At 62.8% G+C, this 24,216-nt stretch carries 23 protein-coding genes; all 23 read right to left on the bottom strand.

Annotated features, from left to right (window positions below):
* Positions 1 to 14 precede the first annotated feature (14 nt).
* Positions 15 to 776, bottom strand: a complete 762-nt coding sequence (gene hisF / locus AC1RDJ_RS23940; RefSeq protein WP_070219637.1) for an imidazole glycerol phosphate synthase subunit HisF — start codon at positions 774 to 776, stop codon at positions 15 to 17.
* 60 nt (positions 777 to 836) lie between these two features.
* Positions 837 to 1,610 (bottom strand): 1-(5-phosphoribosyl)-5-[(5-phosphoribosylamino)methylideneamino]imidazole-4-carboxamide isomerase, encoded by a 774-nt coding sequence (gene hisA, locus AC1RDJ_RS23935; protein ID WP_071326064.1) that lies wholly within the window; start codon positions 1,608 to 1,610, stop codon positions 837 to 839.
* 57 nt (positions 1,611 to 1,667) lie between these two features.
* On the bottom strand, positions 1,668 to 2,306 hold the full coding sequence (hisH, locus tag AC1RDJ_RS23930) for an imidazole glycerol phosphate synthase subunit HisH (RefSeq protein WP_083412070.1): 639 nt from the start codon (positions 2,304 to 2,306) through the stop codon (positions 1,668 to 1,670).
* Between the two features lie 38 nt (positions 2,307 to 2,344).
* Positions 2,345 to 2,935 carry an imidazoleglycerol-phosphate dehydratase HisB gene (gene hisB, locus AC1RDJ_RS23925; protein WP_010402123.1) on the bottom strand — a complete coding sequence of 197 codons (591 nt, stop codon included), beginning with the start codon at positions 2,933 to 2,935 and terminating at the stop codon, positions 2,345 to 2,347.
* Between the two features lie 19 nt (positions 2,936 to 2,954).
* Complete coding sequence (gene hisC, locus AC1RDJ_RS23920) at positions 2,955 to 4,049, bottom strand: histidinol-phosphate transaminase (protein ID WP_071326063.1); 1,095 nt, start codon at positions 4,047 to 4,049, stop codon at positions 2,955 to 2,957.
* Between the two features lie 29 nt (positions 4,050 to 4,078).
* Positions 4,079 to 5,062 carry a DNA-methyltransferase gene (locus AC1RDJ_RS23915; RefSeq protein WP_493028911.1) on the bottom strand — a complete coding sequence of 328 codons (984 nt, stop codon included), beginning with the start codon at positions 5,060 to 5,062 and terminating at the stop codon, positions 4,079 to 4,081.
* Positions 5,059 to 6,384 (bottom strand): histidinol dehydrogenase, encoded by a 1,326-nt coding sequence (hisD, locus tag AC1RDJ_RS23910; protein ID WP_493028910.1) that lies wholly within the window; start codon positions 6,382 to 6,384, stop codon positions 5,059 to 5,061. Before hisD ends, AC1RDJ_RS23915 begins: the two co-directional genes overlap by 4 nt.
* Before the next feature lie 24 nt (positions 6,385 to 6,408).
* Positions 6,409 to 7,089 carry an ATP phosphoribosyltransferase gene (gene hisG / locus AC1RDJ_RS23905; protein WP_071326061.1) on the bottom strand — a complete coding sequence of 227 codons (681 nt, stop codon included), beginning with the start codon at positions 7,087 to 7,089 and terminating at the stop codon, positions 6,409 to 6,411.
* Between the two features lie 19 nt (positions 7,090 to 7,108).
* Positions 7,109 to 8,359 carry a UDP-N-acetylglucosamine 1-carboxyvinyltransferase gene (murA, locus tag AC1RDJ_RS23900; RefSeq protein WP_493028909.1) on the bottom strand — a complete coding sequence of 417 codons (1,251 nt, stop codon included), beginning with the start codon at positions 8,357 to 8,359 and terminating at the stop codon, positions 7,109 to 7,111.
* 4 nt (positions 8,360 to 8,363) lie between these two features.
* Positions 8,364 to 8,600: a BolA family protein gene (locus AC1RDJ_RS23895; RefSeq protein ID WP_034753824.1), complete on the bottom strand. Its 237-nt coding sequence runs from the start codon at positions 8,598 to 8,600 to the stop codon at positions 8,364 to 8,366.
* A gap of 45 nt (positions 8,601 to 8,645) precedes the next feature.
* Positions 8,646 to 9,407, bottom strand: a complete 762-nt coding sequence (locus AC1RDJ_RS23890) for an ABC transporter permease (protein ID WP_071326059.1) — start codon at positions 9,405 to 9,407, stop codon at positions 8,646 to 8,648.
* Entirely contained in the window at positions 9,404 to 10,321 is a 918-nt protein-coding gene (locus tag AC1RDJ_RS23885) for an ABC transporter ATP-binding protein (RefSeq protein ID WP_289889562.1), read from the bottom strand. The genes AC1RDJ_RS23890 and AC1RDJ_RS23885 overlap by 4 nt, the downstream gene beginning before the upstream one ends.
* 211 nt (positions 10,322 to 10,532) lie before the next feature.
* The gene (locus AC1RDJ_RS23880; RefSeq protein WP_071326057.1) at positions 10,533 to 10,880 is read right to left on the bottom strand and encodes an STAS domain-containing protein; all 348 of its coding nucleotides are present in this window, start codon (positions 10,878 to 10,880) and stop codon (positions 10,533 to 10,535) included.
* Positions 10,881 to 10,932: 52 nt separating this feature from the next.
* Positions 10,933 to 11,568: an MlaC/ttg2D family ABC transporter substrate-binding protein gene (locus AC1RDJ_RS23875; RefSeq protein ID WP_071326056.1), complete on the bottom strand. Its 636-nt coding sequence runs from the start codon at positions 11,566 to 11,568 to the stop codon at positions 10,933 to 10,935.
* 71 nt (positions 11,569 to 11,639) lie between these two features.
* A complete protein-coding gene (locus AC1RDJ_RS23870; protein WP_071326055.1) occupies positions 11,640 to 12,524 on the bottom strand; it encodes an MlaA family lipoprotein in 885 nt (294 codons plus the stop codon).
* Positions 12,521 to 12,991 (bottom strand): outer membrane lipid asymmetry maintenance protein MlaD, encoded by a 471-nt coding sequence (gene mlaD, locus AC1RDJ_RS23865; protein ID WP_071326054.1) that lies wholly within the window; start codon positions 12,989 to 12,991, stop codon positions 12,521 to 12,523. The genes AC1RDJ_RS23870 and mlaD overlap by 4 nt, the downstream gene beginning before the upstream one ends.
* 78 nt (positions 12,992 to 13,069) lie before the next feature.
* Positions 13,070 to 13,852 carry a lipid asymmetry maintenance ABC transporter permease subunit MlaE gene (mlaE, locus tag AC1RDJ_RS23860; protein WP_034753807.1) on the bottom strand — a complete coding sequence of 261 codons (783 nt, stop codon included), beginning with the start codon at positions 13,850 to 13,852 and terminating at the stop codon, positions 13,070 to 13,072.
* Positions 13,849 to 14,658 carry an ABC transporter ATP-binding protein gene (locus tag AC1RDJ_RS23855; RefSeq protein ID WP_083412199.1) on the bottom strand — a complete coding sequence of 270 codons (810 nt, stop codon included), beginning with the start codon at positions 14,656 to 14,658 and terminating at the stop codon, positions 13,849 to 13,851. Before AC1RDJ_RS23855 ends, mlaE begins: the two co-directional genes overlap by 4 nt.
* 242 nt (positions 14,659 to 14,900) lie before the next feature.
* A complete protein-coding gene (locus AC1RDJ_RS23850; RefSeq protein WP_289889560.1) occupies positions 14,901 to 16,364 on the bottom strand; it encodes a glutamate synthase subunit beta in 1,464 nt (487 codons plus the stop codon).
* A gap of 79 nt (positions 16,365 to 16,443) precedes the next feature.
* Positions 16,444 to 21,144: a glutamate synthase-related protein gene (locus AC1RDJ_RS23845; RefSeq protein WP_493028908.1), complete on the bottom strand. Its 4,701-nt coding sequence runs from the start codon at positions 21,142 to 21,144 to the stop codon at positions 16,444 to 16,446.
* A gap of 194 nt (positions 21,145 to 21,338) precedes the next feature.
* Complete coding sequence (locus AC1RDJ_RS23840; RefSeq protein ID WP_493028906.1) at positions 21,339 to 22,046, bottom strand: transposase; 708 nt, start codon at positions 22,044 to 22,046, stop codon at positions 21,339 to 21,341.
* A 155-nt stretch (positions 22,047 to 22,201) separates the two neighbouring features.
* On the bottom strand, positions 22,202 to 22,882 hold the full coding sequence (locus AC1RDJ_RS23835; RefSeq protein ID WP_071326049.1) for a response regulator transcription factor: 681 nt from the start codon (positions 22,880 to 22,882) through the stop codon (positions 22,202 to 22,204).
* A gap of 83 nt (positions 22,883 to 22,965) precedes the next feature.
* The gene (locus tag AC1RDJ_RS23830) at positions 22,966 to 24,159 is read right to left on the bottom strand and encodes a PAS domain-containing sensor histidine kinase (RefSeq protein ID WP_493028905.1); all 1,194 of its coding nucleotides are present in this window, start codon (positions 24,157 to 24,159) and stop codon (positions 22,966 to 22,968) included.
* Between the last annotated feature and the right edge of the window lie 57 nt (positions 24,160 to 24,216).

Below are 24,216 nucleotides of genomic sequence, written 5' to 3'. Positions count from 1 at the left end.
GGGTTGGACGCTGATTATGCCAGGCGCATGGGAATGCCCTGCTGCGCCATGAAGCGCTTGGCTTCCTGCACCGTGTGCTGGCCATAGTGGAAGATGCTGGCGGCCAGCACGGCGTCCGCGCGACCCACCTTGATGCCGTCGACCAGGTCCTGCAAGCCGCCCACGCCGCCCGAGGCGATAACGGGAATGCTGACGGCGTCGGACACGCCGCGCGTCAAGCCCAAATCAAACCCCACCTTGGTGCCGTCGCGGTCCATGCTGGTCAGCAAGATTTCACCGGCGCCCAGGCTTTCCATTTTACGCGCCCACTCGAACGCGTCCAGGCCCGTGGCGGTGCGTCCGCCGTGGGTAAACACTTCCCACTTGCCCGGTGACACCTGCTTGGCGTCGATGGCCACGACGATGCATTGCGAGCCATGCTTTTGCGATGCCTCAAACACCAGCTGCGGATTCGTCACGGCCGAGGTGTTGATGCTGACCTTGTCGGCGCCCGCGTTGAGCAACCGGCGCACGTCTTCCACCACGCGCACGCCGCCGCCCACCGTCAGCGGGATGAACACTTGCGAGGCCACCGCTTCGATGATGTCGAAGATCAGGCCGCGGTTGTCGCTCGAGGCGGTAATGTCGAGAAAGGTGATTTCATCGGCGCCCTGCTCGTCGTAGCGGCGGGCGATTTCCACCGGGTCGCCGGCGTCGCGCAATTCCGTGAAATTGACGCCTTTGACGACGCGGCCATTGGTCACGTCGAGGCAGGGGATGATACGTTTTGCAAGCATGATGATATCCAGATTGTCGCCAGGCCCGGGCATGCGCAGACACGCCCCGGCCGGGCTGGCTTAAACGGCGGCGTCGGTCAGCTCGTCGGCGCGCTCTTGCGCCTGCGCCAGGTCGATCGTGCCTTCATAGATGGAGCGGCCGCAGATCACGCCTTCGATACCTTCGGCCTGGACCGCGCACAGCGCTTCCACGTCGCCGATATTGTGCAGGCCGCCCGAGGCGATGACGGGGATCTTGACGGCTTGCGCCAGCTTGACGGTGGCTTCGATATTGATGCCGCCCATCATGCCGTCGCGGCCGATGTCCGTGTAGATGATCGATTCGACGCCATACGCCTCGAATTTCTTGGCCAGGTCGATCACTTCATGGCCCGACATCTTGCTCCAGCCATCCGTTGCCACCTTGCCATCCTTGGCATCGAGGCCGACGATGATGTGGCCCGGAAAGGCGCTGCAGGCGTCGTGCAGGAAGCCGGGGCTCTTCACGGCCGCCGTGCCGATGATGATGTAGCTGATGCCGGCGTCCAGGTAGCGCTCGATGGTGTCGAGGTCGCGGATGCCGCCGCCCAGCTGCACGGGGATTTCCTCGATGTCGTTTTCCACGGCGAAATCTTGCACGGCCTTCAGGATGGATTTCACGGCGCCTTCGTTTTTCGGCTTGCCGGCAAATGCGCCGTTCAGGTCGACCAGGTGCAGCCGGCGCGCGCCTTGCATCAGCCAATGGCGGGCCATCTCGGCCGGGTCTTCGGAAAATACGGTGGCAAGTTCCATATCGCCTTGTTTCAGGCGTACGCAGTGACCGTCTTTCAGGTCGATGGCGGGAATGAGCAGCATGGTCAGTGTGGTGTCAGAGTGAGTGAGGAGCGAAGCCGGAAAGGCCACGAAGGTACGTCAAGGTTGCCAGTGAACGAAGTTCTTGTACAGCTGCAAGCCAGCGGCAGCGCTTTTTTCAGGGTGAAACTGTGTCGCGAAAATATTATCACGCGCGACCGCGCACGCAAACGGCGCACCATAGATAGTCTGGCCCACCGTGTGCGCGGCCTCTTGAGGTTGAGCAAAATAGCTGTGCACAAAGTAAAAATACGCCTGGTCGGCAATGCCCTCCCACATGGCATGGGATGCCGTTTGCCGGACTTGGTTCCAGCCCATTTGCGGCACCTTGAAGCGCGAACCGTCTTCCTGCACCTGGCCATCGAGCTGGAAGCGCACGACTTTGCCTGGCAGCAAGCCCAGGCCCGCCGCATCGCCCTCTTCGCTGGCGTCGAACAGCATTTGCTCGCCGATGCACACGCCCAGCACGGGCTTGCTGTCGGCGGCGCGCAGCAGCGCTTCGAGCACGCCCGATTCGCGCAGGCTGCGCATGCAGTCGGGCATGGCGCCCTGGCCCGGCAAGACGATGCGGTCGGCGCTGTCGATGTCTTGCGCCAATCCGGAAATGCGCACATCGGCTTCCGGCGCCACGGCGCGCAGCGCTTGCGCCACGGAGCGCAGGTTGCCCATGCCGTAATCCACCACCACAATTTTATTCATGTTTAATCTCGGAATCTACAGGGTATCGAGGGTGGCGCTTACAGGCTGCCCTTGGTCGACGGAATGATGCCGGCCGCGCGCTCATCGAGCTCGGCCGCCATGCGCAGCGCGCGGCCAAAGGCCTTGAACACGGTTTCGCATTGATGATGGGCATTCGTGCCGCGCAAGTTGTCGATATGCAATGTCACGCCCGCATGGTTGACGAAGCCGCGGAAAAATTCCAGCGTCAGGTCGACGTCGAAGCCGGCGATCATGGCGCGCGTAAACGGGATGTGGTACTCGATGCCGGGGCGGCCCGAGAAATCGAGCACCACGCGCGACAGCGCCTCGTCCAGCGGCACATACGCGTGGCCGTAGCGGCGGATGCCCTTCTTGTCGCCGATGGCCTTGGCCACGGCCATGCCCAGGGTGATGCCCACGTCTTCCACCGTATGGTGGTTGTCGATATGCACGTCGCCCGTCGCTTCGATATCGAGGTCGATCAAGCCGTGGCGGGCGATCTGGTCCAGCATATGGTCGAGGAAGGGCACGCCCGTGTTCAGCTTTTGCTGGCCGGTGCCGTCCAGATTGAGGGCGACGCGAACTTGCGTCTCATTGGTGTTGCGCGTGATTTCTGCGGTGCGGTTCATGGGAGGCTCTGGCGATAGGCTAAACGAGGGATGCCTTGAAGGCATCGAAAAAAAGGGAATTCTCTTCCGGGGTGCTGACGCTGATGCGCAGGCAATTGACCAGCGCAGCATGCATTTTACTCATATTTTTAATTAAAACCCTGCGGGCAAGCAGTTTTGCGCAAACATCGTCGGAATCAGCCACACGAATCAGAAGAAAATTTGCCTTCGACGGAAATACCGTCACGCCGGGCAGTTCCGCCAGGCGCAGCGCCAGGTCGTCGCGCGCGCTGTTGAGCAGGGCCGCCTGCGCATTGAGCACGTCGAGATGCTCGAGCGCGAATTCGGCCGCCGCCTGCGTCAGCACATTCACGTTGTACGGCGGGCGCACTTTCTCGAATTGCGCCAGCAGGGCCGGCGCGGCCGACATGTAGCCGAGGCGGATGCCGGCCAGGCCCAGTTTCGACACGGTGCGCATCACCACCAGGTTCGCGAATTCGGGCAGGCGGCCCATGAAGCTTTGCTGCGCGAACGGTTCATACGCTTCGTCGACGACGGCGATGCCCGTGTCGCCCAGCGCGGCGAGGATGCGTTCGATGTCGGCGCTGGCAAACAGGTTGCCGGTCGGGTTGTTCGGGTAGGCGAGGAACACCAGCGCCGGGCGGTGCTGCTCGATCGCCGCCAACATGGCGTCCATGTCCAGGCTGAAGTCGGCGTTCAGGGGCACGCCGACGAAATCCATGCCGGCAAACTGCGCCGAGCGCGCATACATGACGAAGGCCGGCACGGGCGCCAGCAGCACGGCGCGCTTGCCCGGCTCCTGGCGGGCGCAGGCCATGGCCAGGATCGAAATCAGTTCGTCGGAGCCGTTGCCCAGCATGACGTCATAGCCAGATGGCACGCCCAGCTTGGCGCAGATGGCCGCCTGCAGGCTGGCGTACGACGGCGGATAGCGGTTCAGCACCACATTGGCCAGGCGCGCGCCCAGCGCATCGCGCAAGTGCTGCGGCAGCGGATACGGATTTTCCATCGCATCGAGTTTGATGTAACCGCTGGCGTCGGCCACATGGTAACCGCCTATGGCCCGCACATCAGGCCGCACGGTATTGCTGATTAACTGATCGAGGAAAGACATGCTGCAAATACTCCTGATATAAATGGATGCTAGAGGGCCACGTCTTCCGGCACGGCGGCGCTGCGCGCCTTGCGGGCCGGGGCTTTTTTCACGGCGGGCGGTTTTTTCACGGCAGCCGGCTGTTTCGCGGCAGCCGGCTTTTTAGCGGCAGCCTTGGCGGCCTTGGGCACGGCGGCGGCGGCGCGGCGCTTGGCCGGCGCCTTTTTCTCAGGCTTAGGCGCAGCCGGTTCGGCCAGCTCCTGTGCCAGCGCCGCCAATCGCTGTTCGATGATGGCGCAGTAATCGGGATTGAGTTCGAAGCCGACGAAATCGCGCCCGCAGCGCTTTGCCGCCAGCGCCGTGGTGCCGCTGCCCATGAACAGGTCGAGCACCACGCCGCCAGGCGGGCACGATGCCTTGACCATGCGTTCGATGATTTCCAGCGGCTTTTGCGTCGGGTGGTCGGCCCGTTCCGGGTGTTCCTTGTGCAGGCGCGACACGCTCCACAAGTCTTTCGGGTTGTAACCGACTTCCAGCCATTTGGCGCCGATGAAGATCGAGCGCGAACGGGCTTTCTTGGTGGCCGCGTCGTAGGCGATGCGCACCGCGTCAAGGTCGAAGTAGTAATCCTTGCGCTTGACGAAGAAGCCGATGGTGTCGTGCACCGATGAAAAGCTGCGCACGCTGCCGCCCATGGACGGCACGCGGCGGTCCCAGATGATTTCATTCATCATCGCCATGCGCTGCTTGAGCATGACGAAGATCTCCGGCGAATAGCGCCAGGTGAGGAAGATATACAGGCTGCCGTTGGCTTTCAGCTTGGGCAGCGCCGCATCGATCCATTGCTCCGTCCAGCGCAGGTAGTCGGCTACCGACTGCTGGTCCGAGGCATTGCCGTAATCCTTGCCCAGATTGTAAGGCGGATCCGTCAGGATCAGGTCCACCGAGCCATCGGGAATGCGCGCCAGCCCCGCCAGCGCGTCCTCGCAATAGACCCGGTTGGCCCAGTCCGGCCGCTCCGCCATATTCGTCATGGCTGCGGCTTCAGACGCAGTTCGGCGCTGCGCGCGTGGGCTTGCAAGCCTTCGCCGTACGCCAGGGTGGCGGCGACACGCCCCAGGGTTTGCGCGCCCGCTTCGCTGACGTAAATGATGGACGAGCGCTTCTGGAAGTCGTACACGCCCAGCGGCGACGAGAAACGCGCCGTGCGCGACGTCGGCAGCACGTGATTGGGACCGCAGCAATAGTCGCCCAGCGATTCGGACGAGTAGCGGCCCAGGAACATGGCGCCCGCGTGGCGGATCTGCTCGGCCCACTGCTGCGGATGCTCCGCCGAGATTTCCAGGTGCTCGGCGGCGATGGAGTTGGCGATCTCGCACGCTTCTTCCATGCTGCGCACCTTGATCAGCGCGCCCCTGTCCTGCAGCGAGGTGCTGATGGTGGCCTGGCGCGGCATCGTCGGCAGCAGCTTGGCGATGCTCTCCTCGACTCTGGCGATATAGTCCGCGTCGGGGCACAGCAGGATGGCCTGCGCCAGCTCGTCGTGCTCGGCCTGCGAAAACAGGTCCATCGCGACCCAGTCGGGGTCCGTCGTGCCATCGCACAGCACGAGGATTTCGGATGGTCCGGCGATCATGTCGATGCCGACGATGCCGAACACGCGGCGCTTGGCGGCGGCCACATAGGCGTTGCCGGGGCCGACGATCTTGTCCACGGCGGCAATCGTCTGCGTGCCGTAGGCCAGCGCGCCGACGGCCTGCGCGCCGCCGATGGTGATCACGCGCGTCACGCCGGCAATCGCGGCGGCGGCCAGCACCATCTGGTTCTTCACGCCGTCCGGCGTCGGCACCACCATGATGATCTCGCCCACCCCCGCCACATGCGCGGGAATGGCGTTCATCAGCACCGACGAAGGATAGGCGGCCTTGCCGCCCGGGACGTAGATGCCGACCCGGTCGAGCGGCGTGATCTTCTGCCCCAGCACCGTGCCATCGGGTTCGGTGTAGGTAAAGCCGCGCAGTTCCTCGCGCTGGCGTTCGTGGAAGGCGCGGATGCGCTGGGCGGCGATCTGCAGCGCCTCGCGCTGGGCCGACGGCAAGCCGTTCAGGGCCGCCTGCAATTCGGCTTGCGAAATATCAAACGCCGCCATTTCCGCCGCGCCGCCATGCGGGATGCGGTCGAAACGGTTGGTGTATTCCAGTACCGCGGCGTCGCCGCGCGTTTTCACATCGGCCAGGATTTTCGCGACCGACGTTTCAATCGCTGCATCGGTACCCGCCTCGAACGCCAGCAGCGTATCGAGCGATTGTTGGAAACCTTCCTGGCTTGAATCGAGCTTGCGTATCTGTATCGGCATAATCGGCTTTCTGCTACTGAATGTCTAGGCTTGCGAAGCAGTTTGCGAGGCGCGTTCGAAGGCCTCGATAATCGGCTGCAAGCGCTCGCGCTTGAGCTTTAAGGCGGCCTGGTTGACCACCAGGCGCGACGAAATTTCCATGATGTGTTCAACCTCGACGAGGTTGTTCGCGCGCAAAGTGCTGCCCGTGCTGACCAGGTCGACGATGGCGTCGGACAGGCCCACCAGCGGCGCCAGCTCCATCGAGCCATACAGCTTGATCAGATCGACGTGCACGCCCTTGGCGGCGAAATGCTCGCGCGCCGTGTGCACGAACTTGGTGGCCACGCGCAGGCGCGCGCCCTGGTGCACGGCCTTTTCATAGTCGAAGCCGGCCTGCACCGCCACCGACATGCGGCAGGAGGCGATATTCAGGTCGATCGGCTGGTACAGGCCTTCGCCGCCATGTTCGAGCAGCACATCCTTGCCCGCCACGCCAAAATCGGCCGCGCCGTACTGCACGTACGTGGGCACGTCGCTGGCGCGCACGATGATGACGCGCACGTTCGGATCGTTGGTGGCCAAAATCAGCTTGCGCGACGTTTCCGGGTTTTCCAGCACCTTGATGCCTGCCGCTTCCAGCAGCGGCATGGTGTCCTCGAAAATGCGGCCTTTCGAGAGCGCCAGTATCAGCTGGGAATTGTCACCGCTGTTCGATCCGTTCATGCTCGTTCCTTTTTTGTTTTTACTTGATGCGCACGATGTTCGCGCCCACGGCCGACAATTTGACTTCCATGCGGTCGTAGCCACGGTCGAGGTGGTAGATGCGGTCGATCAGCGTTTCGCCATCGGCGGCCAGGGCCGCGATCACCAGCGACGCCGAGGCGCGCAGGTCGGTCGCCATCACGGGCGCGCCGCGCAGCTGCTTGACGCCGGCGATGATGGCCGTGTTGCCCTCGATGGTGATGTCGGCGCCCAGGCGGTTCATTTCCTGCACGTGCATGAAGCGGTTCTCGAAAATCGTCTCGGTGACGCGGCTGGCGCCATTGGCGATCGTGTTGACGGCCATGAACTGCGCCTGCATGTCGGTCGGGAAGCCCGGGTATTCGGTGGTGCGGAAGCTGACCGGATTCGGGCGGGCCGACATCTCGGCGCGGATCCAGTCGGCGCCGAAGGTCATCGTCAGGCCCATGGCGCGCAGCTTGTCGAGCGCCGCGTCGAGGATATCGGTGCGCACGTTGCGCAGGGTGATGTCGCCGCCGGTGGCCGCCACGGCGCACAGGAAGGTACCCGTTTCGATGCGGTCGGCGATGACCGCGTGCGAGGCGCCGTGCAAGGCGTCCACGCCCTGGATCACCAGGCGGCTGGTGCCGATGCCGTCGATCTTTGCGCCCATGGCCACCAGCAGGTGGGCCAGGTCGGTCACTTCCGGCTCGCAGGCGGCGTTTTCCAGGATGGTCTCGCCTTCGGCCAGGGTCGCGGCCATCAGCAGGTTCTCGGTGCCGGTGACGGTGATCATGTCGGTGACGATGCGCGCGCCTTTCAGCTTGGCGCACTTGGCGTAGATGTAGCCGGCTTCGATGCGGATCTCGGCGCCCAGCGCCTCGAGGCCCTTGATGTGCTGGTCGACGGGACGCGAACCGATGGCGCAGCCGCCCGGCAGCGAGACCTTGGCTTCGCCGAAGCGCGCCAGCATGGGACCGAGCACGAGGATCGAGGCGCGCATGGTCTTCACCAGTTCGTACGGCGCTTCGAGGGTGTCGATGGCGCTGCCGTTGAGGACCACGCGGTCGCCGTCCTGCCGTATCTTCAAGCCCGTCTGGCCCAGCAGCTTGAGCATGGTGGCGACGTCGTGCAGGTGCGGCACGTTCGTCAGGTCCAGGTCGCCCGCGGTCAGCAGACCGGCGCACAGGATGGGCAGGGCGGCGTTTTTCGCGCCGGAGATGGCGATGTCGCCGTTCAGGCGGTTGCCGCCGTTGATCAGGAGCTTGTCCATGTGCTTATCCTTGGAATTCTTCAGGTGTCAGGGTTTTCATCGACAGCGCGTGGATTTCCTCGCGCATGCGGTCGCCCAGCGCCGCGTAGACGATCTGGTGGCGCTGGATCAGGCGCTTGCCGGCAAATGCGGGCGAGACGATCACGGCCTGGAAGTGCTGGCCATCGCCCTCCACTTCGAGGTGCGTGCATTCGAGGCCGGCCGACAGGTAGCCGTGGATCAGTTCTGGAGTGGTGGTCACGATAAGTCCTTGATATTGAATAATGTAGTGTGTGATGTGCCGCAATTAGTGGCGTAATCTGTAACCGCTTTTCAGCAGGCGGATCGACGCCAGCGCCAGGATCACGAGGAAGCCGGCGACGATGGAAAGACTGAGCCACGGGCTGACGTCGGAGGTGCCGAAGAAGCCGTAGCGGAAGCCGTCGATCATGTAGAAGAAGGGGTTCAGGTGCGACACCGTCTGCCAGAACGGCGGCAGCGAGTGGATCGAATAGAACACGCCCGACAGGAAGGTGGCCGGCATGATCAGGAAGTTCTGGAAGGCGGCCAGCTGGTCGAATTTCTCGGCCCAGATGCCGGCGATCAAGCCCATGGTGCCCAGCATGGCGGCGCCCAGGAAGGCGAAGACGACGATCCACAGCGGCGCGACAAACGACAGGTCGGCGAACCAGCAGGTGATGGCGAAAACGCCAAAGCCCACGGCCAGGCCGCGCGCGACGGAAGCGAGTACATACGCCGAGAAGATTTCCCAGTGCGACAGGGGCGTCAGCAGCACGAACACCAGGTTGCCCGTGATCTTGGACTGGATCAGCGAGGACGAGGAATTGGCGAAGGCGTTTTGCAGCACGCTCATCATCACCAGGCCGGGAATCAGGAAGGCCGTGTAGCTGACGCCGGGGCTCGGCTCCACGCGGCCGTCGAGCACATGGCCGAACACCAGCAGGTACAGCATCGACGTGAGCACGGGCGCGGCCACGGTTTGCGTCGCCACTTTCCAGAAGCGCAGCGTCTCTTTGTAGACGAGGGTGCGAAATCCTGTCGAAATCATACGGTACCTTTATCCATGATCTGCAAGAAGATATCTTCCAGGTCGGCTTGTTGCAATTGCATTTCGTCGATGTCGGCGCCCGCTTCGCGCAGGCGGGCGAGGATCTTCTCGACTTCGCTGTATTCGTTGACGCGCAGGCTGAACTTGTTCGGCGCCTGCTGCTCTTCCGGGTGCAGCACCAGGTGCTGCAGGTCGGCCGGCAGGGCGCCGTGCTTCAGGTGCACCTGCAGCTGCGAGCCGGCGATGCGGCGGATCAGCGCCGACATGGTGTCAAGCGCCACCACCTTGCCCGTCTTGAGCATGGCCACGCGCTGGCACATGGCCTGCGCTTCTTCCAGGTAGTGGGTGGTCAGCACGACGGTGTGGCCGCCTTCGCGGTTCAGGCGCGAGATGAACTTCCACAGGGTCTGGCGCAATTCCACGTCGACGCCGGCCGTCGGCTCATCGAGCACGATGACGGGCGGCTTGTGCACCAGCGCCTGGGCGACGAGCACGCGGCGCTTCATGCCGCCCGACAGCGCGCGCATGTTGGTGTCGGCCTTGCCGGTCAGGTCGAGGTTTTCCATGACCTCGTCGATCCACTTGTCGTTGTTCGGCAAACCGAAATAGCCGGACTGCAGGCGCAGCGTCTCGCGCACGGTGAAAAACGGATCGAACACGAGTTCCTGCGGCACCACGCCCAGGTTGCGGCGCGCGTTGCGGAAGTCCTTGACCACGTCGTGGCCGTGGATCTTGACGGTGCCAGCATCGGGCCGTATCAGGCCGGCGATGATGGAAATGAGGGTGGTCTTGCCGGCGCCGTTGGGACCGAGCAGGCCGAAGAACTCGCCCTCCTCGATCGCCAGCGACACGCCGCCCAGCGCCTTGAGCGATTTATAGCTCTTTTCTACATTCGTTATTTGAATTGCGGTCATGTGCTTGTTTCAAGTGTAATGCGTCTGGTGTGATGCGCCAGTTGCCGGGGAAATCCAGGCCGGCAGGCCAGTGCAGGGCGCCACCTTCAGGCGAGGACGGCGCAACAGTCAATTATAGTTGGAAAATTCGTGGAACACTTGGAGTTCAATCCGGCGGCGCTGCTGGCCTGCCGGCTTGAAAGCTACTGCTGATGCGGGGAGTGGGACAGGATCAATGATGATGCAGGTCGGACGGGCTGCGTTCGGCGTGGCCGCCGGCGCTGCCGCAGTCCTCGGCCGTCAACGTGCTCGAAACGAGCGAGCAGACGCCATACAGCTTGGTGAGGTTTTTCAGGTTGTTCGGCAGGTTTTTCAGCTCCAGCACGCCGCCGGCATCCTGCGCCGCGCGCTGCCACGTCAGCATCACGGAGACGGCCGCCGAATCGACGGCCTTGACGTTACGCAGGTCAAACTTCGTCTGACCCGAGCGGATGGCGTCCAGACCCTGCTCCAATGCCGAAGTGGCATTGTGCACGGTCAGGGAAGTCAGGGACTGCAAGGTGTCGAGAGAGTCTGGCATGGCGTAGGGCTGCGCTGGTCTGGAGCTGGGTCTGGAGCTATATGATAGCCGATTATTTGGCTTTGGCAGCGGGACGGCTGGCCAGGGCCTTGTTTTTCGCGGCCAGGGTCTTGATCAGGCCATCGATGCCGCCCTTGCTGATTTCGCTGGCAAAGCTGCTTTTGTAGGTTTCCACCAGCCACGCACCGAGCACGTTGATGTCATAGATCTTCCAGCCGGCCGGGGTTTTGGCCACGCGGTAGTTCAGGGGCACGGGTTCGCCGCGCGCCATGTTCACCTGCGAGCGCACTTCCACGTCCGTATCGGCCGGATCGGCGCGCAGCGGCTTGAATTCCACGGTTTCGTTCTTGATCTGCGACAGGGCGCCCGAATACGTGTAGATCAGCAGCGTGCGGAATTCCGCAGCCAGCTGCTTTTGCTGGTCCGGCGTGGCGTCGCGCCAGTAGCGTCCGGCGGCCAGGGCCGTCATGCGCTGGAAATCCACGTACGGCAAGATCTTGCTTTCCACCAATTCGGTGACGCGCTTGATGTCGCCAGCCTGGATGCCCTTGTCGGCCTTGGCCGTGTCGATCACGTCCTGGCTGATGCGTTTTACCAACACATCGGGCGCTTCCACGGCGGGCGCGGCCTGGGCGGCGGTGGCAAAGGCGATGGTCGCCATCGCGAGCAATTGTTTCATCAATTTCATGGTTCTACCTTTCATGGTGTTGCTATGCACCGGCTGGCGCTGATCGCAGCCGTGGTGTTCTTGTCCCGAGTTTACTCCTGAGGCTTGGCCTCGGCAGCAACGGTATTGCTACCAGATGTTACGAGTTCGACAGGCACGGCGTCGGCGGCAGCCGTGGCAGGCGCCGCTTCCACTGGGGCCGGCGGCGGTTTCGCATCGTACTCTGGCTCGTAATCGCTGGTGTCGTTTTTTGGCACTTTGCGGTCGCGGCGATCCGTATCGCCATCGAAAACCTTGCTTTCGCGCGCCTGCAGGAAGCCGTCGCGGATGAATTCATAACGGTCCAGCGCGGCCGCTTCCATCAGGTTGGTCGCGTCGAGCAGCGCGGCGCGCTTGTCGACCACGCGCGTCACCGTGCCGATATTGCGCACCGAGACAGGATCCTTGTAGCGCCACGGGTCGCCCGTGATATCGAGCGGCAGGGCCACCGTGTCGCGCACGGTCGATGGGCCCAGCAGTGGCAACATCACGTACGGACCAGGCTGGACGCCATACCAGCCCAGGGTCTGGCCAAAGTCTTCATTGTGCTTCGGAATGCCGGCCTGCGAGGCGATGTCGATCAGGCCGAAGATGCCGAAGGTCGAGTTCATGCTGACGCGCACGACGTCCTGCAAGCCCGCTTCACCCTTGCCTTGCAACAAGTTGTTCACGGCGCTCCACACATCGGACAAGTTGCCGAAGAAGTTGCCGACACCGGTTTGCACGAACGATGGCGTGACGGTCTTGTAAGCCGTGGCGACCGGTTTCAGGGCCACCCGGTCGACGGTGTCGTTGAACTTGAACATGGCGCGGTTGTAACCCTCGAGCGGGTCGCGCGGGTTGGTGCCGGTGGCGCAGGCGCTCACGCTGGCGGCGATGGCCAGGGCCAGGCCGATACGCGCCAGGCTGCCTTGGGATTTCATGGTCGACTCGCTCATTTGCTGTCCTTTCCTTCCGCTGCCTTGCTGTAGATGAACTGATTGATCAGGTCTTCCAGCACTGTGGCCGATTGAGTACGGGCGATCTTGTCGCCCTCTGCCAGGTTAGCCAGATCGCCGCCTGCTTCCAGGCCGATATATTGCTCACCCAGCAAACCGGCCGTCAGAATCTTGGCCGAGCTATCTTTCGGAAATTTGTAACCATCTTCGATGTCGAGTTTCACCAGCGCCTGGTACGTCTTGTCGTCAAACGTGATGGCCGACACGCGCCCCACCACCACGCCGGCGCCCTTGACGGGCGCTTGCGGCTTGAGACCGCCAATATTGTCGAACTTGGCGTTAATGGTATACGTCTTGCTGAAGGACAGCGAGCTCATATTGCCAGCCTTGAGGGCCAAAAACATCAATGCCGCCACACCCAGCAAGACGAACAAGCCGACCCAGACATCCAAAGATTTACGTTGCATAAACAATCCTAAATAATTTTTACTTGCCGCCACCTGCGCGGAACACCACCCAGGCCGCTATTTGCCGCTGATGCGCAATTATTTGCTAAACATCAACGCCGTCATCATGAAATCGAGCCACCACACCATCAGCGACGAAATCACCACCGTGCGCGTGGTGGCGCCGGACACGTCTTCCGGCGTCGGCTGCGCCTGGTAACCCTGGAACAGGGCGATGAACGTCACCGCGATGCCGAAGACCAGGCTCTTGATGGTGCCATTCCCCACTTCTTTCCAGACATCCACGCCGCCCTGCATCTGCGACCAGAACGAGCCTTCATCGACGCCGATCAGCACCACGCCGACCAGATAGCTGCCGATGATGCCGACGGCCGTGAAGATGGCGCCCAGGATCGGCATGGCGATCACGCCGGCCCAGAAACGGGGGGCCAGCACGCGCTGGATCGGGTTCACGGCCATCATTTCCATGGCCGACAGCTGCTCGCCCGCCTTCATCAGGCCGATTTCCGCCGTCAGCGAGGTGCCGGCGCGGCCCGCGAACAGCAGCGCCGTGACGACCGGGCCCAGTTCGCGCGTCAGCGACAGCGCCACCAGCAAGCCCAGCGACTGCTCGGCGCCGTAGGTGGTCAAGGTGTAATACCCTTGCAAGCCCAGCACCATGCCGACAAACAGGCCGGAAACGGCGGTAATCACCAGCGAGCGGTTACCGATAAAAAACAGTTGCTCAATCACCAGACGCGGACGGCGCCACAGGCCGCCCGACGAGGCGATGATGATGAAAAACGACCGCACGGCAAAGCCGAGGTCTTGTACCGAACGACGCAACCAGGCTCCGATCGCCGCCAGGAAACGCGCGATCATCGACCGCCCCCCGCCTGCAGACCCAGGTCGTCGGCCAGCGACTTGCCCGGATAGTGGAACGGTACGGGGCCATCGGCCTCGGCATTGACGAACTGCTTCACGTACGGATGCGTCGACACGGCCATTTCAGCCGGCGTGCCGTGCGCCACAATCTTGCCCGATGACAGAAAATAGACATAATCAGCGATGGCGAAACACTCCTTCACATCGTGCGATACCAGGATAGACGTGGAGCCCAGCGCATCGTTCAGATTGCGGATCAAATTGGCCGTGACGCCCATGGAAATCGGGTCCAGGCCGGCGAACGGCTCGTCATACATGATCAATTCAGGGTCGAGCGCGATGGCGCGCGCCAGGGCGACGCGGCGGCCCATGCCGCCCGAAATCTCGGCCGGCTTCAATTGCGCCGCATTGCGCAAGCCGACGGCGTGCAGCTTCATCAGCACCAGGGTGCGGATCAGCTCTTCATTCAAGTCCGTATGCTCGCGCAGCGGGAAGGCCACGTTCTCGAACGCCGTCAGGTCTGTAAACAGGGCGCCGTGCTGGAACAGCATGCCCATCTTGCGGCGCAGCTGGTATAACTGGTCGGTCGCCAGCGTATGCACGATCTGGCCATCGACATTGACAGAGCCGGAACTGGGGCGCAGCTGGCCGCCGATCAGGCGCAGTACGGTCGTCTTGCCACTGCCGGAGCCACCCATGACGGCCACAACTTTTCCACGTGGGAAATCCATTTGAAGGCCCGATAAAATCGAACGTTCTCCATAGGCAAAGTGTAAATCACGGATTTCAACAAGATTTGGCACGACGAAGCTCACTATTTTAATGGCGTATTGTAGTGCAGAAACGCCAATCTCTGCTGAGACACCCCCTTGTGCTGCCCTGCAGAGGGGGAGAATACAACACTAATGAATCGAAAGTCAGATATTTTATTGTAAAAAACGCGCGCCTGCACGCCTGCGTCTTCCCCGTCCGGCGCCATGGCTAAAATAACAAGGGCCACGACGCATCGCGCGCCGTGGCCCCTGGCTTGATCCAGCTCAAATCGTCAGCGTGGCAGCAGGGAAGCCCCCATGAGGAACTGGTCGACGGCGCGCGCGCACTGGCGTCCTTCGCGGATGGCCCACACCACCAGCGACTGGCCGCGGCGCATGTCGCCGGCCGCGAACACCTTCGGCACCGACGTCTGGTAACTGGCGTCGCCTTCCGTGCTCGCTTTCACATTGCCGCGCGCATCCGTGTCGACGCCGAACGCTTCCAGCACTTGTTGCACTGGCGAAACAAAGCCCATGGCCAGGAAGACCAGGTCGGCCTTCATCTCGAATTCCGAGTTCGGCACTTCGCTCATCTTGCCGTCTTTCCATTCCACGCGGCAGGCGATCAGCTTTTCCACCTTGCCGCCCTTGCCTTCGAAACGCTTGGTGGCCACGGCCCAGTCGCGCTCGCAGCCTTCCTCGTGCGAGGACGAGGTGCGCAGCTTGGTCGGCCAGTAGGGCCAGACGAGCGGCTTGTTTTCCTGTTCCGGCGGCTGCGGCATCAGTTCGAACTGGGCCACCGAGGCGGCGCCATGGCGGTTCGAGGTGCCGACGCAGTCGGAACCCGTGTCGCCGCCGCCGATCACCACCACGTGCTTGCCCGTCGCCTTGATCTGGTCCTTGAGCTTGTCGCCCGCGTTGACCTTGTTTTGCAGCGGCAGGAAATCCATGGCGAAATGCACGCCTTTCAATTCGCGGCCCGGCACGGGCAAGTCGCGCGGCTGCTCGGCGCCGCCGGCCATGATGACGGCGTCGAATTCTTTTTCCAGGTCTTCCGGGAAAATGGTTTCCTTGGCCCAGTTGTTCACGTGGGCAGGGAAATCCTTGCCGACGAGCACGCTGGTGCGGAACACGACGCCTTCGGCTTCCATCTGTTTCACGCGCAGGTCGATGTGCGACTTTTCCATCTTGAAGTCGGGGATGCCGTAACGCAACAAACCACCGACCCGGTCGCTCTTTTCAAATACGGTGACGGCGTGGCCGGCGCGCGCCAGCTGCTGCGCCGCCGCCAGGCCGGCGGGGCCGGAACCGACGATGGCCACTTTCTTGCCGGTACTAAACCCTGCCGGTTGCGGCGTGACCCAGCCGTGCTCCCAGCCCATGTCGATGATCTTGTGCTCGATGGACTTGATGCCGACCGGATCTTCATGGATGCCCAGGGTGCAGGCCGATTCGCACGGCGCCGGGCAGATGCGGCCCGTAAATTCCGGGAAGTTATTCGTCGAATGCAGGATGTCGAGCGCTTCGCGGTAGGCGCCGCGGTACACCAGGTCATTCCAGTCAGGAATGATGTTATTCACGGGGCAACCCGTGGTGCAGAAGGGAATGCCGCAATCCATGCAGCGCGCGCCCTGCACGGTCGCCTGCGCGTCCGACAGGTGCAGCACGAATTCCTTGTAGTTCTTCAGACGCGCGGCAGGCTCCAGATAGTGCTCGTCCTGGCGCTTGAATTCCATGAAGCCGGTAATTTTACCCACGATGTTTCCTTTGTATTTGGCTGGCGGGGAGCGGCCGGGCCGCTCCCTGGTCATTAATCTCAGCGATGAGTTGGCTGGCTCAGGCGGCGACGGCTTGCACTTCCATGGCGGCATCGGCCGCCATTTCAATCAGCGCGCGCTTGTATTCGTTCGGGAAGACCTTCGCGAACTTGCCGCGTGCGCTGGCCCAGTCGTCGAGCAGGACGCGGGCGCGGGTGCTGCCCGTGTGCTTGAAGTGACGCTCGATCAGGCGCTTGAGGATCACTTCATCGGCTTCCGGCACGCCGTCGCGGTGCTGCGTGTGCCAGGCGTCGCGGTCGACATGCTGCTCCGCCGCGGAGACGACCTTGTCCAGGCTGACCATGGCCGTGTTGCACTTGCTGGCAAAGTCGCCAGCCGGGTCATACACATAGGCGATGCCGCCCGACATGCCGGCCGCAAAGTTGCGTCCCGTGTTACCCAGGACCACCACCGTGCCGCCCGTCATGTATTCGCAGCCATGGTCGCCCAGGCCCTCGACCACCGTGGTGGCGCCCGAGTTGCGCACGGCAAAGCGTTCGCCGGCCACGCCGTTGAAGAAGGCTTCGCCGGCGATGGCGCCGTACAGCACCGTGTTGCCGATGATGATGTTGTCCACGGCCCAGCCGCGGAATTCCGTATTCGGCCGCACGATGATGCGTCCGCCGGACAAGCCCTTGCCCACGTAATCGTTGCCCTCGCCCACCAGGTCGATCGTGATGCCGTGCGCCAGGAAGGCGCAGGCCGACTGGCCCGCCGTGCCTTGCAGCTGGATGTGGATGGTGTCGTCCGGCAAGCCGGCGTGGCCGTATTTCTTCGCCACTTCGCCGGACAGCATGGTGCCCACCGTGCGGTTCAGGTTGCGCACGGGCGAGATGAAGGAGACGCGCTCGCCCTTTTCCAGCGCCGCGCGCGCCTGTGCGATCAGCTTGTGGTCCAGCGCCTTTTCCAGCGCATGGTCCTGGAATTCCACGTGGCGACAGGCCTGGCCATCCGGGGTTTCCGGCTTGTAGAAGATGGCCGAGAAATCCAGGCCCTGCGCCTTCCAGTGCGAAATCGCCTTCGACTTGTCCAGCAGGTCAACGCGGCCGATCAGTTCGTCATAGGTGCGGATGCCCAGCTGCGCCATCAGCTGGCGGGCTTCCTCGGCAACGAAGAAGAAGTAATTGACGACATACTCGGGCTTGCCCGAGAACTTGGCGCGCAGCACGGGATCTTGCGTGGCCACGCCCACGGGGCAGGTATTCAAATGGCATTTGCGCATCATGATGCAGCCTTCGACCACCAGCGGCGCCGTGGCGAAACCGATCTCGTCGGCGCCCAGCAGGGCGGCGATGACCACGTCGCGGCCCGTCTTCATCTGGCCATCGGCCTGCACGCGGATACGGCTGCGCAAACCGTTCAAGACCAATGTTTGCTGGGTCTCTGCGAGACCCAGTTCCCACGGCGTGCCCGCGTGTTTCACGGACGACAGAGGCGAAGCGCCCGTGCCGCCGTCGTGGCCGGCGACGACCACGTGGTCGGCCTTGGCCTTGGTGACGCCGGCGGCCACCGTGCCGATGCCCACTTCCGACACCAGTTTCACGGAGATCGAGGCGCGCGGGTTGGCATTCTTCAAGTCATGGATCAGCTGCGCCAGGTCTTCGATGGAATAGATGTCGTGGTGCGGCGGCGGCGAAATCAAGCCCACGCCCGGCACGGAAAAGCGCAGGCTGGCGATGTATTCCGACACCTTATGGCCAGGCAATTGACCGCCTTCGCCCGGCTTCGCGCCCTGCGCCATCTTGATCTGGATCTGGTCGGCCGAATTCAGGTAGGCGGCCGTGACGCCGAAACGCCCCGAGGCCACCTGCTTGATGCGCGAACGCATGGAATCGCCTTCCTGCAGCGGAATATCGACGACGATCTGCTCGGCGCCGACGACGGACGCCATGGTGTCGCCCTGGCGGATCGGGATGCCCTTCAATTCCTGCGTGTAGCGGTTCGGATCTTCGCCGCCCTCGCCCGTGTTCGACTTGCCGCCGATGCGGTTCATGGCGACGGCCAGGGTCGCGTGCGCTTCCGTGCTGATGGAGCCCAGCGACATGGCGCCCGTGGCGAAGCGCTTGACGATTTCCTTGGCCGGTTCCACTTCGTCGAGCGGGATGGCCTTCGTCGGGTCGAGCTTGAATTCGAACAGGCCGCGCAGGGTCAGGTGGCGACGGCTCTGGTCGTTGATGATTTGCGCGTACTCCTTGTAGCTGGAGAAATTGTTGCTGCGCGTGGAATGCTGCAGCTTCGCAATCGCGTCCGGCGTCCACATATGGTCTTCGCCGCGCACGCGGAACGCGTATTCGCCGCCCGCGTCGAGCTTGTCAAACAGCACGGGATCGTTGCCGAAGGCCAGCGCATGCAGGCGCAGCGCTTCTTCCGCCACTTCAAACACGCCGATGCCTTCCACGTTCGAGGCCGTGCCCTTGAAATACTTGTCGACCAGCGACTTGTTCAGGCCGATGGCTTCGAAAATCTGCGCGCCGCAATACGACATATACGTGGAAATGCCCATCTTCGACATGACTTTCATCAAGCCTTTGCCCACTGCCTTGGTGTAGTTGTAGATGGCCTTGTCGCCCGACAGGTCGCCCGGCAAGCCGTGCGCCAGTTCGACCAGGGTTTCCATCGCCAGATACGGGTGGACGGCTTCCGCGCCATAGCCTGCCAGCAGCGCAAAGTGGTGGGTTTCGCGGGCCGAGCCCGTTTCCACGACGAGGCCGGTAGAGGCGCGCAAGCCCTTGCTCACCAGGTGCTGGTGCACGGTCGAGGTGGCCAGCAGCGCGGGGATCGCCACCTGGTCGGCGCTAATGGCGCGGTCCGAGACGATCAGGATGTTGTGGCCCGACTTGACGGCGTCGACGGCTTCCGCGCACAGCGAGGCCAGGCACGCTTCCACGCCTTCCTTGCCCCAGGCCAGCGGGTAGCAGATGTCGAGCTCGTACGACTTGAACTTGCCGCCCGTGTGAGCGCTGATGTTGCGCAAACGCGCCATGTCGTCAAAGCCCAGCACGGGCTGCGCCACTTCCAGGCGCATCGGCGGGTTGACGTTATTCGTATCGAGCAAGTTCGGTTTCGGGCCGATGAAGGACACCAGCGACATCACCATTGCTTCGCGGATCGGGTCGATCGGCGGGTTCGTCACTTGCGCGAACAGCTGCTTGAAGTAGTTATACAGCGGCTTGAGTTTGTTCGACATGACGGCCAGCGGCGAGTCATTGCCCATCGAGCCCGTCGCCTCTTCGCCGGCCAGCGCCATCGGCGCCATGAGGAATTTCAAGTCTTCCTGCGTGTAACCGAACGCCTGCTGGCGGTCCAGCAGCGATGGCTGGACTTTTTCGCCCTGGGCGCGGTCGTGCTTGACTTGGCCTTCGGCCATCTTGATCTCGTCGAGCTTGATGCGCACCGAGTTGATCCATGCCTTGTAGGGCTTGGCGTTGGCGTAGGTGTTCTTCAATTCCTGGTCATCGATGATGCGGCCCGCTTCCAGGTCGATCAGGAACATCTTGCCAGGCTGCAAGCGCCATTTCTGGATGATCTTCGATTCAGGAATCGGCAGCACGCCCGATTCCGACGCCATCACCACCAGGTCGTCGTCGGTGACGATGTAGCGGGCCGGACGCAAGCCATTGCGGTCCAGCGTGCCGCCGATGTGGCGGCCATCCGTAAACGCCATGGCGGCCGGGCCGTCCCACGGTTCCATCATGGCCGCGTGGTATTCATAGAAGGCGCGGCGGTTGTCGTCCATCGTCGTGTGGTTTTCCCACGCTTCCGGAATCATCATCATCATCGCCTGGGCGATCGGATAGCCGGCCATCAACAGCAGCTCCAGCGCATTGTCGAAGCACGCCGTGTCGGACTGGCCTTCATAAATCAGCGGGAAGAGTTTCTGCAAATCGTCGCCCAGCACGGCCGACTTCATCACGCCTTCGCGCGCGCGCATCCAGTTGAAGTTGCCTTTCACCGTGTTGATCTCGCCATTGTGCGCGATCAGGCGATACGGGTGGGCCAGCGGCCATTCGGGGAAGGTATTCGTCGAGAAACGCTGATGCACCAGGGCCAGGGCCGAGATGCAGCGCGCATCCTGCAAGTCCTTGTAGTACACGCCCACCTGGTCGGCCAGCAGCAGGCCTTTGTACACAATCGTGCGCGCCGACATCGACGGCACGAAGAATTCCTTGCCGTGCAGCAGCTTCAAGGCCTGGATGGCGTGGCCCGAGGATTTGCGGATCACATACAGTTTGCGCTCGAGCGCATCGGTGACCATGATGTCCGGGCCGCGGCCGATGAAGATCTGGCGGATCACCGGTTCCTTGGCGCGCACGGTGGGCGACATCGGCATGTCCGTATCGATGGGCACGTTGCGCCAGCCCAGCACGACCTGGCCTTCGATGCGCACGGCGCGTTCGATTTCCTGTTCGCAAGCGATGCGCGACGCGTGTTCCTTCGGCAGGAAGACCATGCCCACGCCGTATTCGCCAGGCGGCGGCAATTCCACGCCCTGCTTGGCCATCTCTTCGCGGTAGTACTGGTCGGGAATCTGGATCAGGATGCCGGCGCCATCGCCCATCAGCGCATCGGCGCCCACGGCGCCCCGGTGATCGAGGTTTTTCAGTATCAGCAAGCCCTGTTCGACGATCGAATGGGTCTTGTTGCCCTTGATGTGGGCGACGAAACCGACGCCGCAGGCATCGTGTTCATTGGCTGGGTCGTACAGGCCTTGCGCTTTCATGGGCTTCTCCGCTGCGTATGGATATCGAAAAACTAGAGTAGTGCAACGCAACAAAAAACTCAACCAGAACAATTAGGGTCGGAGTCGAATTAAATTCGTTTCCGTCGCCCATAAAATTTAATAGGGACATAGTCAATCGAATCTCAATAAAACATCAGGAAGCCCTCATTTTTTGAGTGAAATGCGAATGCGTGTCAGTTGATGTCCGGCTCAGCCGCGACTTTGCGCGGGCGGCCCCGCTTGGCGGGCAGCACCTGGCGCTTCATTTTCAGCTCCAGCGCCTGCTTGAAGGCGTCGCTGCCCAGCGGCCAGCCCTTCAGCACGGCCTGCTCCACCACCTTGACCTGGCTGCCGCCCAGTCCCTGCTCGAACAGGCGCAGGTAGGCCGCCTCGCGGTCGAACGGCGTGTTGCCCAGTGCCCAATACAGCGCGTGATCGGTGATGACGGGATCGGGACGCACGCCCGCATGGTGGGCATGGCTGGACCAGGCGTACTCGAGGGCCTGCCCCGCCAGCCCCGTCTGCACGGGCACGCATTCCAGGTAACGGCAGCAAGTCAGGAGGAAATTGTCGGGATCGATGACGGCAGTTTTGTAGCGTCCCTGCCACAAGCCCCCTTCGCGGCCGTATTTCTGGTTGAAATACGGCACGTAATAGCGCCCCAGCCACTGCATCAGCTGCCCCAGGCCCGTGGCATCGCCGGGCGTGGCCAGCAAATGTAGTTGATCAGGCAACAAAACATAGGCGTGGATGGCCACCTTGAACATTTTCGCGCCCGTTTTCAGCCAGGACACGAACTGCGCGTAGTCGGCCGCATCCTGGAACACGGGCTGGCGGTTGCTGCCGCGCTGAATGATGTAATGGGGCAGTGCGGGAATGATAAGGCGGGGCAATCGGGCCATGGCAAAGTCGTAAAAGAAAGGCTAAGGCCTTGATTTTACACACTTCCAGTCGTCGGACGCGACTCTGACCCTATTTTATTTCAGGCATAAAAAAAAGCGATTGACTCTGTCCCTTTTATGATGCCAGCCGCTTGCGGCCGGCCGCAGGCAATGCATCAGGACAGGTTAAAGCTGGCCGACAGGCTGTAGCCTTCGCCGTAAGCGCTGCGCAGCGGCAAGTCCTGGCCCAGGCCCGTCTTGGCTTTCTTGCGCAGGCGATACACGAGCATGTCGACGCGGCGGCCCGCATCGGGATCTTCGCCGCCCATGCCGGCCACGATGACATCGCGCGGCACGGGTCGCGTGTTGATGGTGAGCAGGTGCAGGAAGTTGAATTCTTTTTCCGTCAGGGCGATGACCGAACCCATCAGCTCAAGTTGGCGAGCGCTTACTTTCAAGGTCCACTTGCCCGGCTCGGGCAGCGGATCTTGCGGACCGACGCGGCGGTCGAGCGCCTCGATGTGCGCGGCCAGTTCGGGGAACTTGATCGGCTTGGTCAGGTAATGGTCGGCGCCCAGGCGCAGGCCCAGGATGCGGCTGTCGAAGGCGACGCGGCCCGTCAGCACCAGCACGCCGATTTGCGGATACAGCTGGCGCATGCGGGGGATGACATTGAAGCCGTCTTCATCGGGCAAGCCCAGGTCCAGCACCACCACGCCGACATTTCCATGGCTCAACGCCGTCCACATGCCGCCAGCCGAGCTGGTGATATGGACTTCGTGTTCGAGCTCAACGAGGAATTCCGCCATGTCTTCGGCGTAGTCCAGATTGTCTTCGACGATCAGTATTTTCGTCATTGCTACGCCATTCTTTGTTAGTAAGCAAACCGTGGGCAAACCATGCCATTCACTTCTGCACCATGATGGACGGACGAATAGGTTTACGTCAAGGAATTATCACGGTTGCCTTCAGCGGAAGCAAGGCTTTTCCTTGTCTGGACAGGAACGGGCAGCCAAATCCGGAAAACCGCGCCGCCTGCGGGCAGATTATGCCCGTGCAAAGTCCCGCCATGCACTTCCACCACGGCGCGCGCCATGTACAGGCCCAGGCCCGCGCCCGGGTGGCCGGCGGCATGGATGCCGCGGAAACCTCTATCAAAAAGATGCGCCAGTTCCGCCTCGGGCAAGCCCGGTCCCGCATCGCGCACGCACAGTTCCACGCCACCTTCGGGCGCCCGCCTGCCCGCCAGGGTGATGGCGCTGCCAGGCGGACTGAACTTGACGGCGTTTTCCAGCAGGATCTTCAGGCACAGGGCCATGCCGGGCACGTCGCAGCGCAAGGTGGCCGGCAAGTCCTCGTCCAGTTGCAGCTGCACCGTATGGCTGGCGGGCACGCCGGCGGCCGCCTGCTGCAGCAGGGCCAGCGGCGCGATGCCGGCGGCGGCCCGCTCGCGGCCGATGGCCGCCATGCGTTCGGGCGACAGATAGTCGTCGATCATGGCCAACAAGCGGTCGACGGCCGTTTGAATCTTCACATAGCGCTTGCGCGTGGCCTCGTCGGCGTCCGTCGAGGTGGACACGAGGCGCTGGACGGCGCCGTCGATGGTGGCCAGCGGCGTGCGGAATTCATGCGACAGCATCGAGGCGAAACGCTTGTGTTCCTTTTCGCGCTCCGCTGCCTGCGCCTGCGCTGCACTCACGTCGCGCACGCTGCCCACCACGCTCACGCCGCGCCCGGCGGCGGCCGGCACGATGGTGGAATGGATTTCCAGCGCCAGCGGATGGCCGTCCGCGTGCGGCAGTTCCACTTCGCGCAGCAAGGTCGCGCGGCTGGCGTCGCCGTCGCGCCAGCGCTGCAAACGTGCCGGCACGTCCGCCGCCAGGCGCGCCGCGTGGCTTTGCAGGGCAGGCAAGTCGTAACCGCTCAGGCGCTGCGCGGCGGGGCTGATGTAGAGTAATTCCAGGGTCGTGGCGTCGAGCAGGAAGGCCGCATCGCGGCCGTGCTCGGCCAGCAGGCGGAACGTCGCTTCCCCCGTGCGTGCGCGCAGCAGGGCGCGGCGCAACTGGATGAAACGCAGCGCCATCAGGATGACGCCGGCCAGCAGCAATACAAGGAAGGGCAGGAAGGGCAGCATGCTTTATACCTGGCAAGGTCGAAATGCCAAGTATAGAGCCAGCAGGGAAACAGCCGC

This window comes from Janthinobacterium sp. GW822-FHT07H10 (genome assembly GCF_058798675.1).
The sequence above is the reverse complement of the archived record's forward strand: the minus strand, read 5'-3'. Positions and strand labels throughout refer to the sequence as shown.

Coding starts and splice junctions, on each gene's coding strand:
- hisF (WP_070219637.1), bottom strand. CDS start 776: ATGCTTGCAAAACGTATCATCCCCTGCCTCGACGTGACCAATGGCCGC.
- hisA (WP_071326064.1), bottom strand. CDS start 1,610: ATGCTGCTCATTCCCGCCATCGACCTGAAAGACGGTCACTGCGTACGC.
- hisH (WP_083412070.1), bottom strand. CDS start 2,306: ATGAATAAAATTGTGGTGGTGGATTACGGCATGGGCAACCTGCGCTCC.
- hisB (WP_010402123.1), bottom strand. CDS start 2,935: ATGAACCGCACCGCAGAAATCACGCGCAACACCAATGAGACGCAAGTT.
- hisC (WP_071326063.1), bottom strand. CDS start 4,049: ATGTCTTTCCTCGATCAGTTAATCAGCAATACCGTGCGGCCTGATGTG.
- AC1RDJ_RS23915 (WP_493028911.1), bottom strand. CDS start 5,062: ATGACGAATATGGCGGAGCGGCCGGACTGGGCCAACCGGGTCTATTGC.
- hisD (WP_493028910.1), bottom strand. CDS start 6,384: ATGCCGATACAGATACGCAAGCTCGATTCAAGCCAGGAAGGTTTCCAA.
- hisG (WP_071326061.1), bottom strand. CDS start 7,089: ATGAACGGATCGAACAGCGGTGACAATTCCCAGCTGATACTGGCGCTC.
- murA (WP_493028909.1), bottom strand. CDS start 8,359: ATGGACAAGCTCCTGATCAACGGCGGCAACCGCCTGAACGGCGACATC.
- AC1RDJ_RS23890 (WP_071326059.1), bottom strand. CDS start 9,407: ATGATTTCGACAGGATTTCGCACCCTCGTCTACAAAGAGACGCTGCGC.
- AC1RDJ_RS23885 (WP_289889562.1), bottom strand. CDS start 10,321: ATGACCGCAATTCAAATAACGAATGTAGAAAAGAGCTATAAATCGCTC.
- AC1RDJ_RS23880 (WP_071326057.1), bottom strand. CDS start 10,880: ATGCCAGACTCTCTCGACACCTTGCAGTCCCTGACTTCCCTGACCGTG.
- AC1RDJ_RS23875 (WP_071326056.1), bottom strand. CDS start 11,568: ATGAAATTGATGAAACAATTGCTCGCGATGGCGACCATCGCCTTTGCC.
- AC1RDJ_RS23870 (WP_071326055.1), bottom strand. CDS start 12,524: ATGAGCGAGTCGACCATGAAATCCCAAGGCAGCCTGGCGCGTATCGGC.
- mlaD (WP_071326054.1), bottom strand. CDS start 12,991: ATGCAACGTAAATCTTTGGATGTCTGGGTCGGCTTGTTCGTCTTGCTG.
- mlaE (WP_034753807.1), bottom strand. CDS start 13,852: ATGATCGCGCGTTTCCTGGCGGCGATCGGAGCCTGGTTGCGTCGTTCG.
- AC1RDJ_RS23845 (WP_493028908.1), bottom strand. CDS start 21,144: ATGAAAGCGCAAGGCCTGTACGACCCAGCCAATGAACACGATGCCTGC.
- AC1RDJ_RS23840 (WP_493028906.1), bottom strand. CDS start 22,046: ATGGCCCGATTGCCCCGCCTTATCATTCCCGCACTGCCCCATTACATC.
- AC1RDJ_RS23835 (WP_071326049.1), bottom strand. CDS start 22,882: ATGACGAAAATACTGATCGTCGAAGACAATCTGGACTACGCCGAAGAC.
- AC1RDJ_RS23830 (WP_493028905.1), bottom strand. CDS start 24,159: ATGCTGCCCTTCCTGCCCTTCCTTGTATTGCTGCTGGCCGGCGTCATC.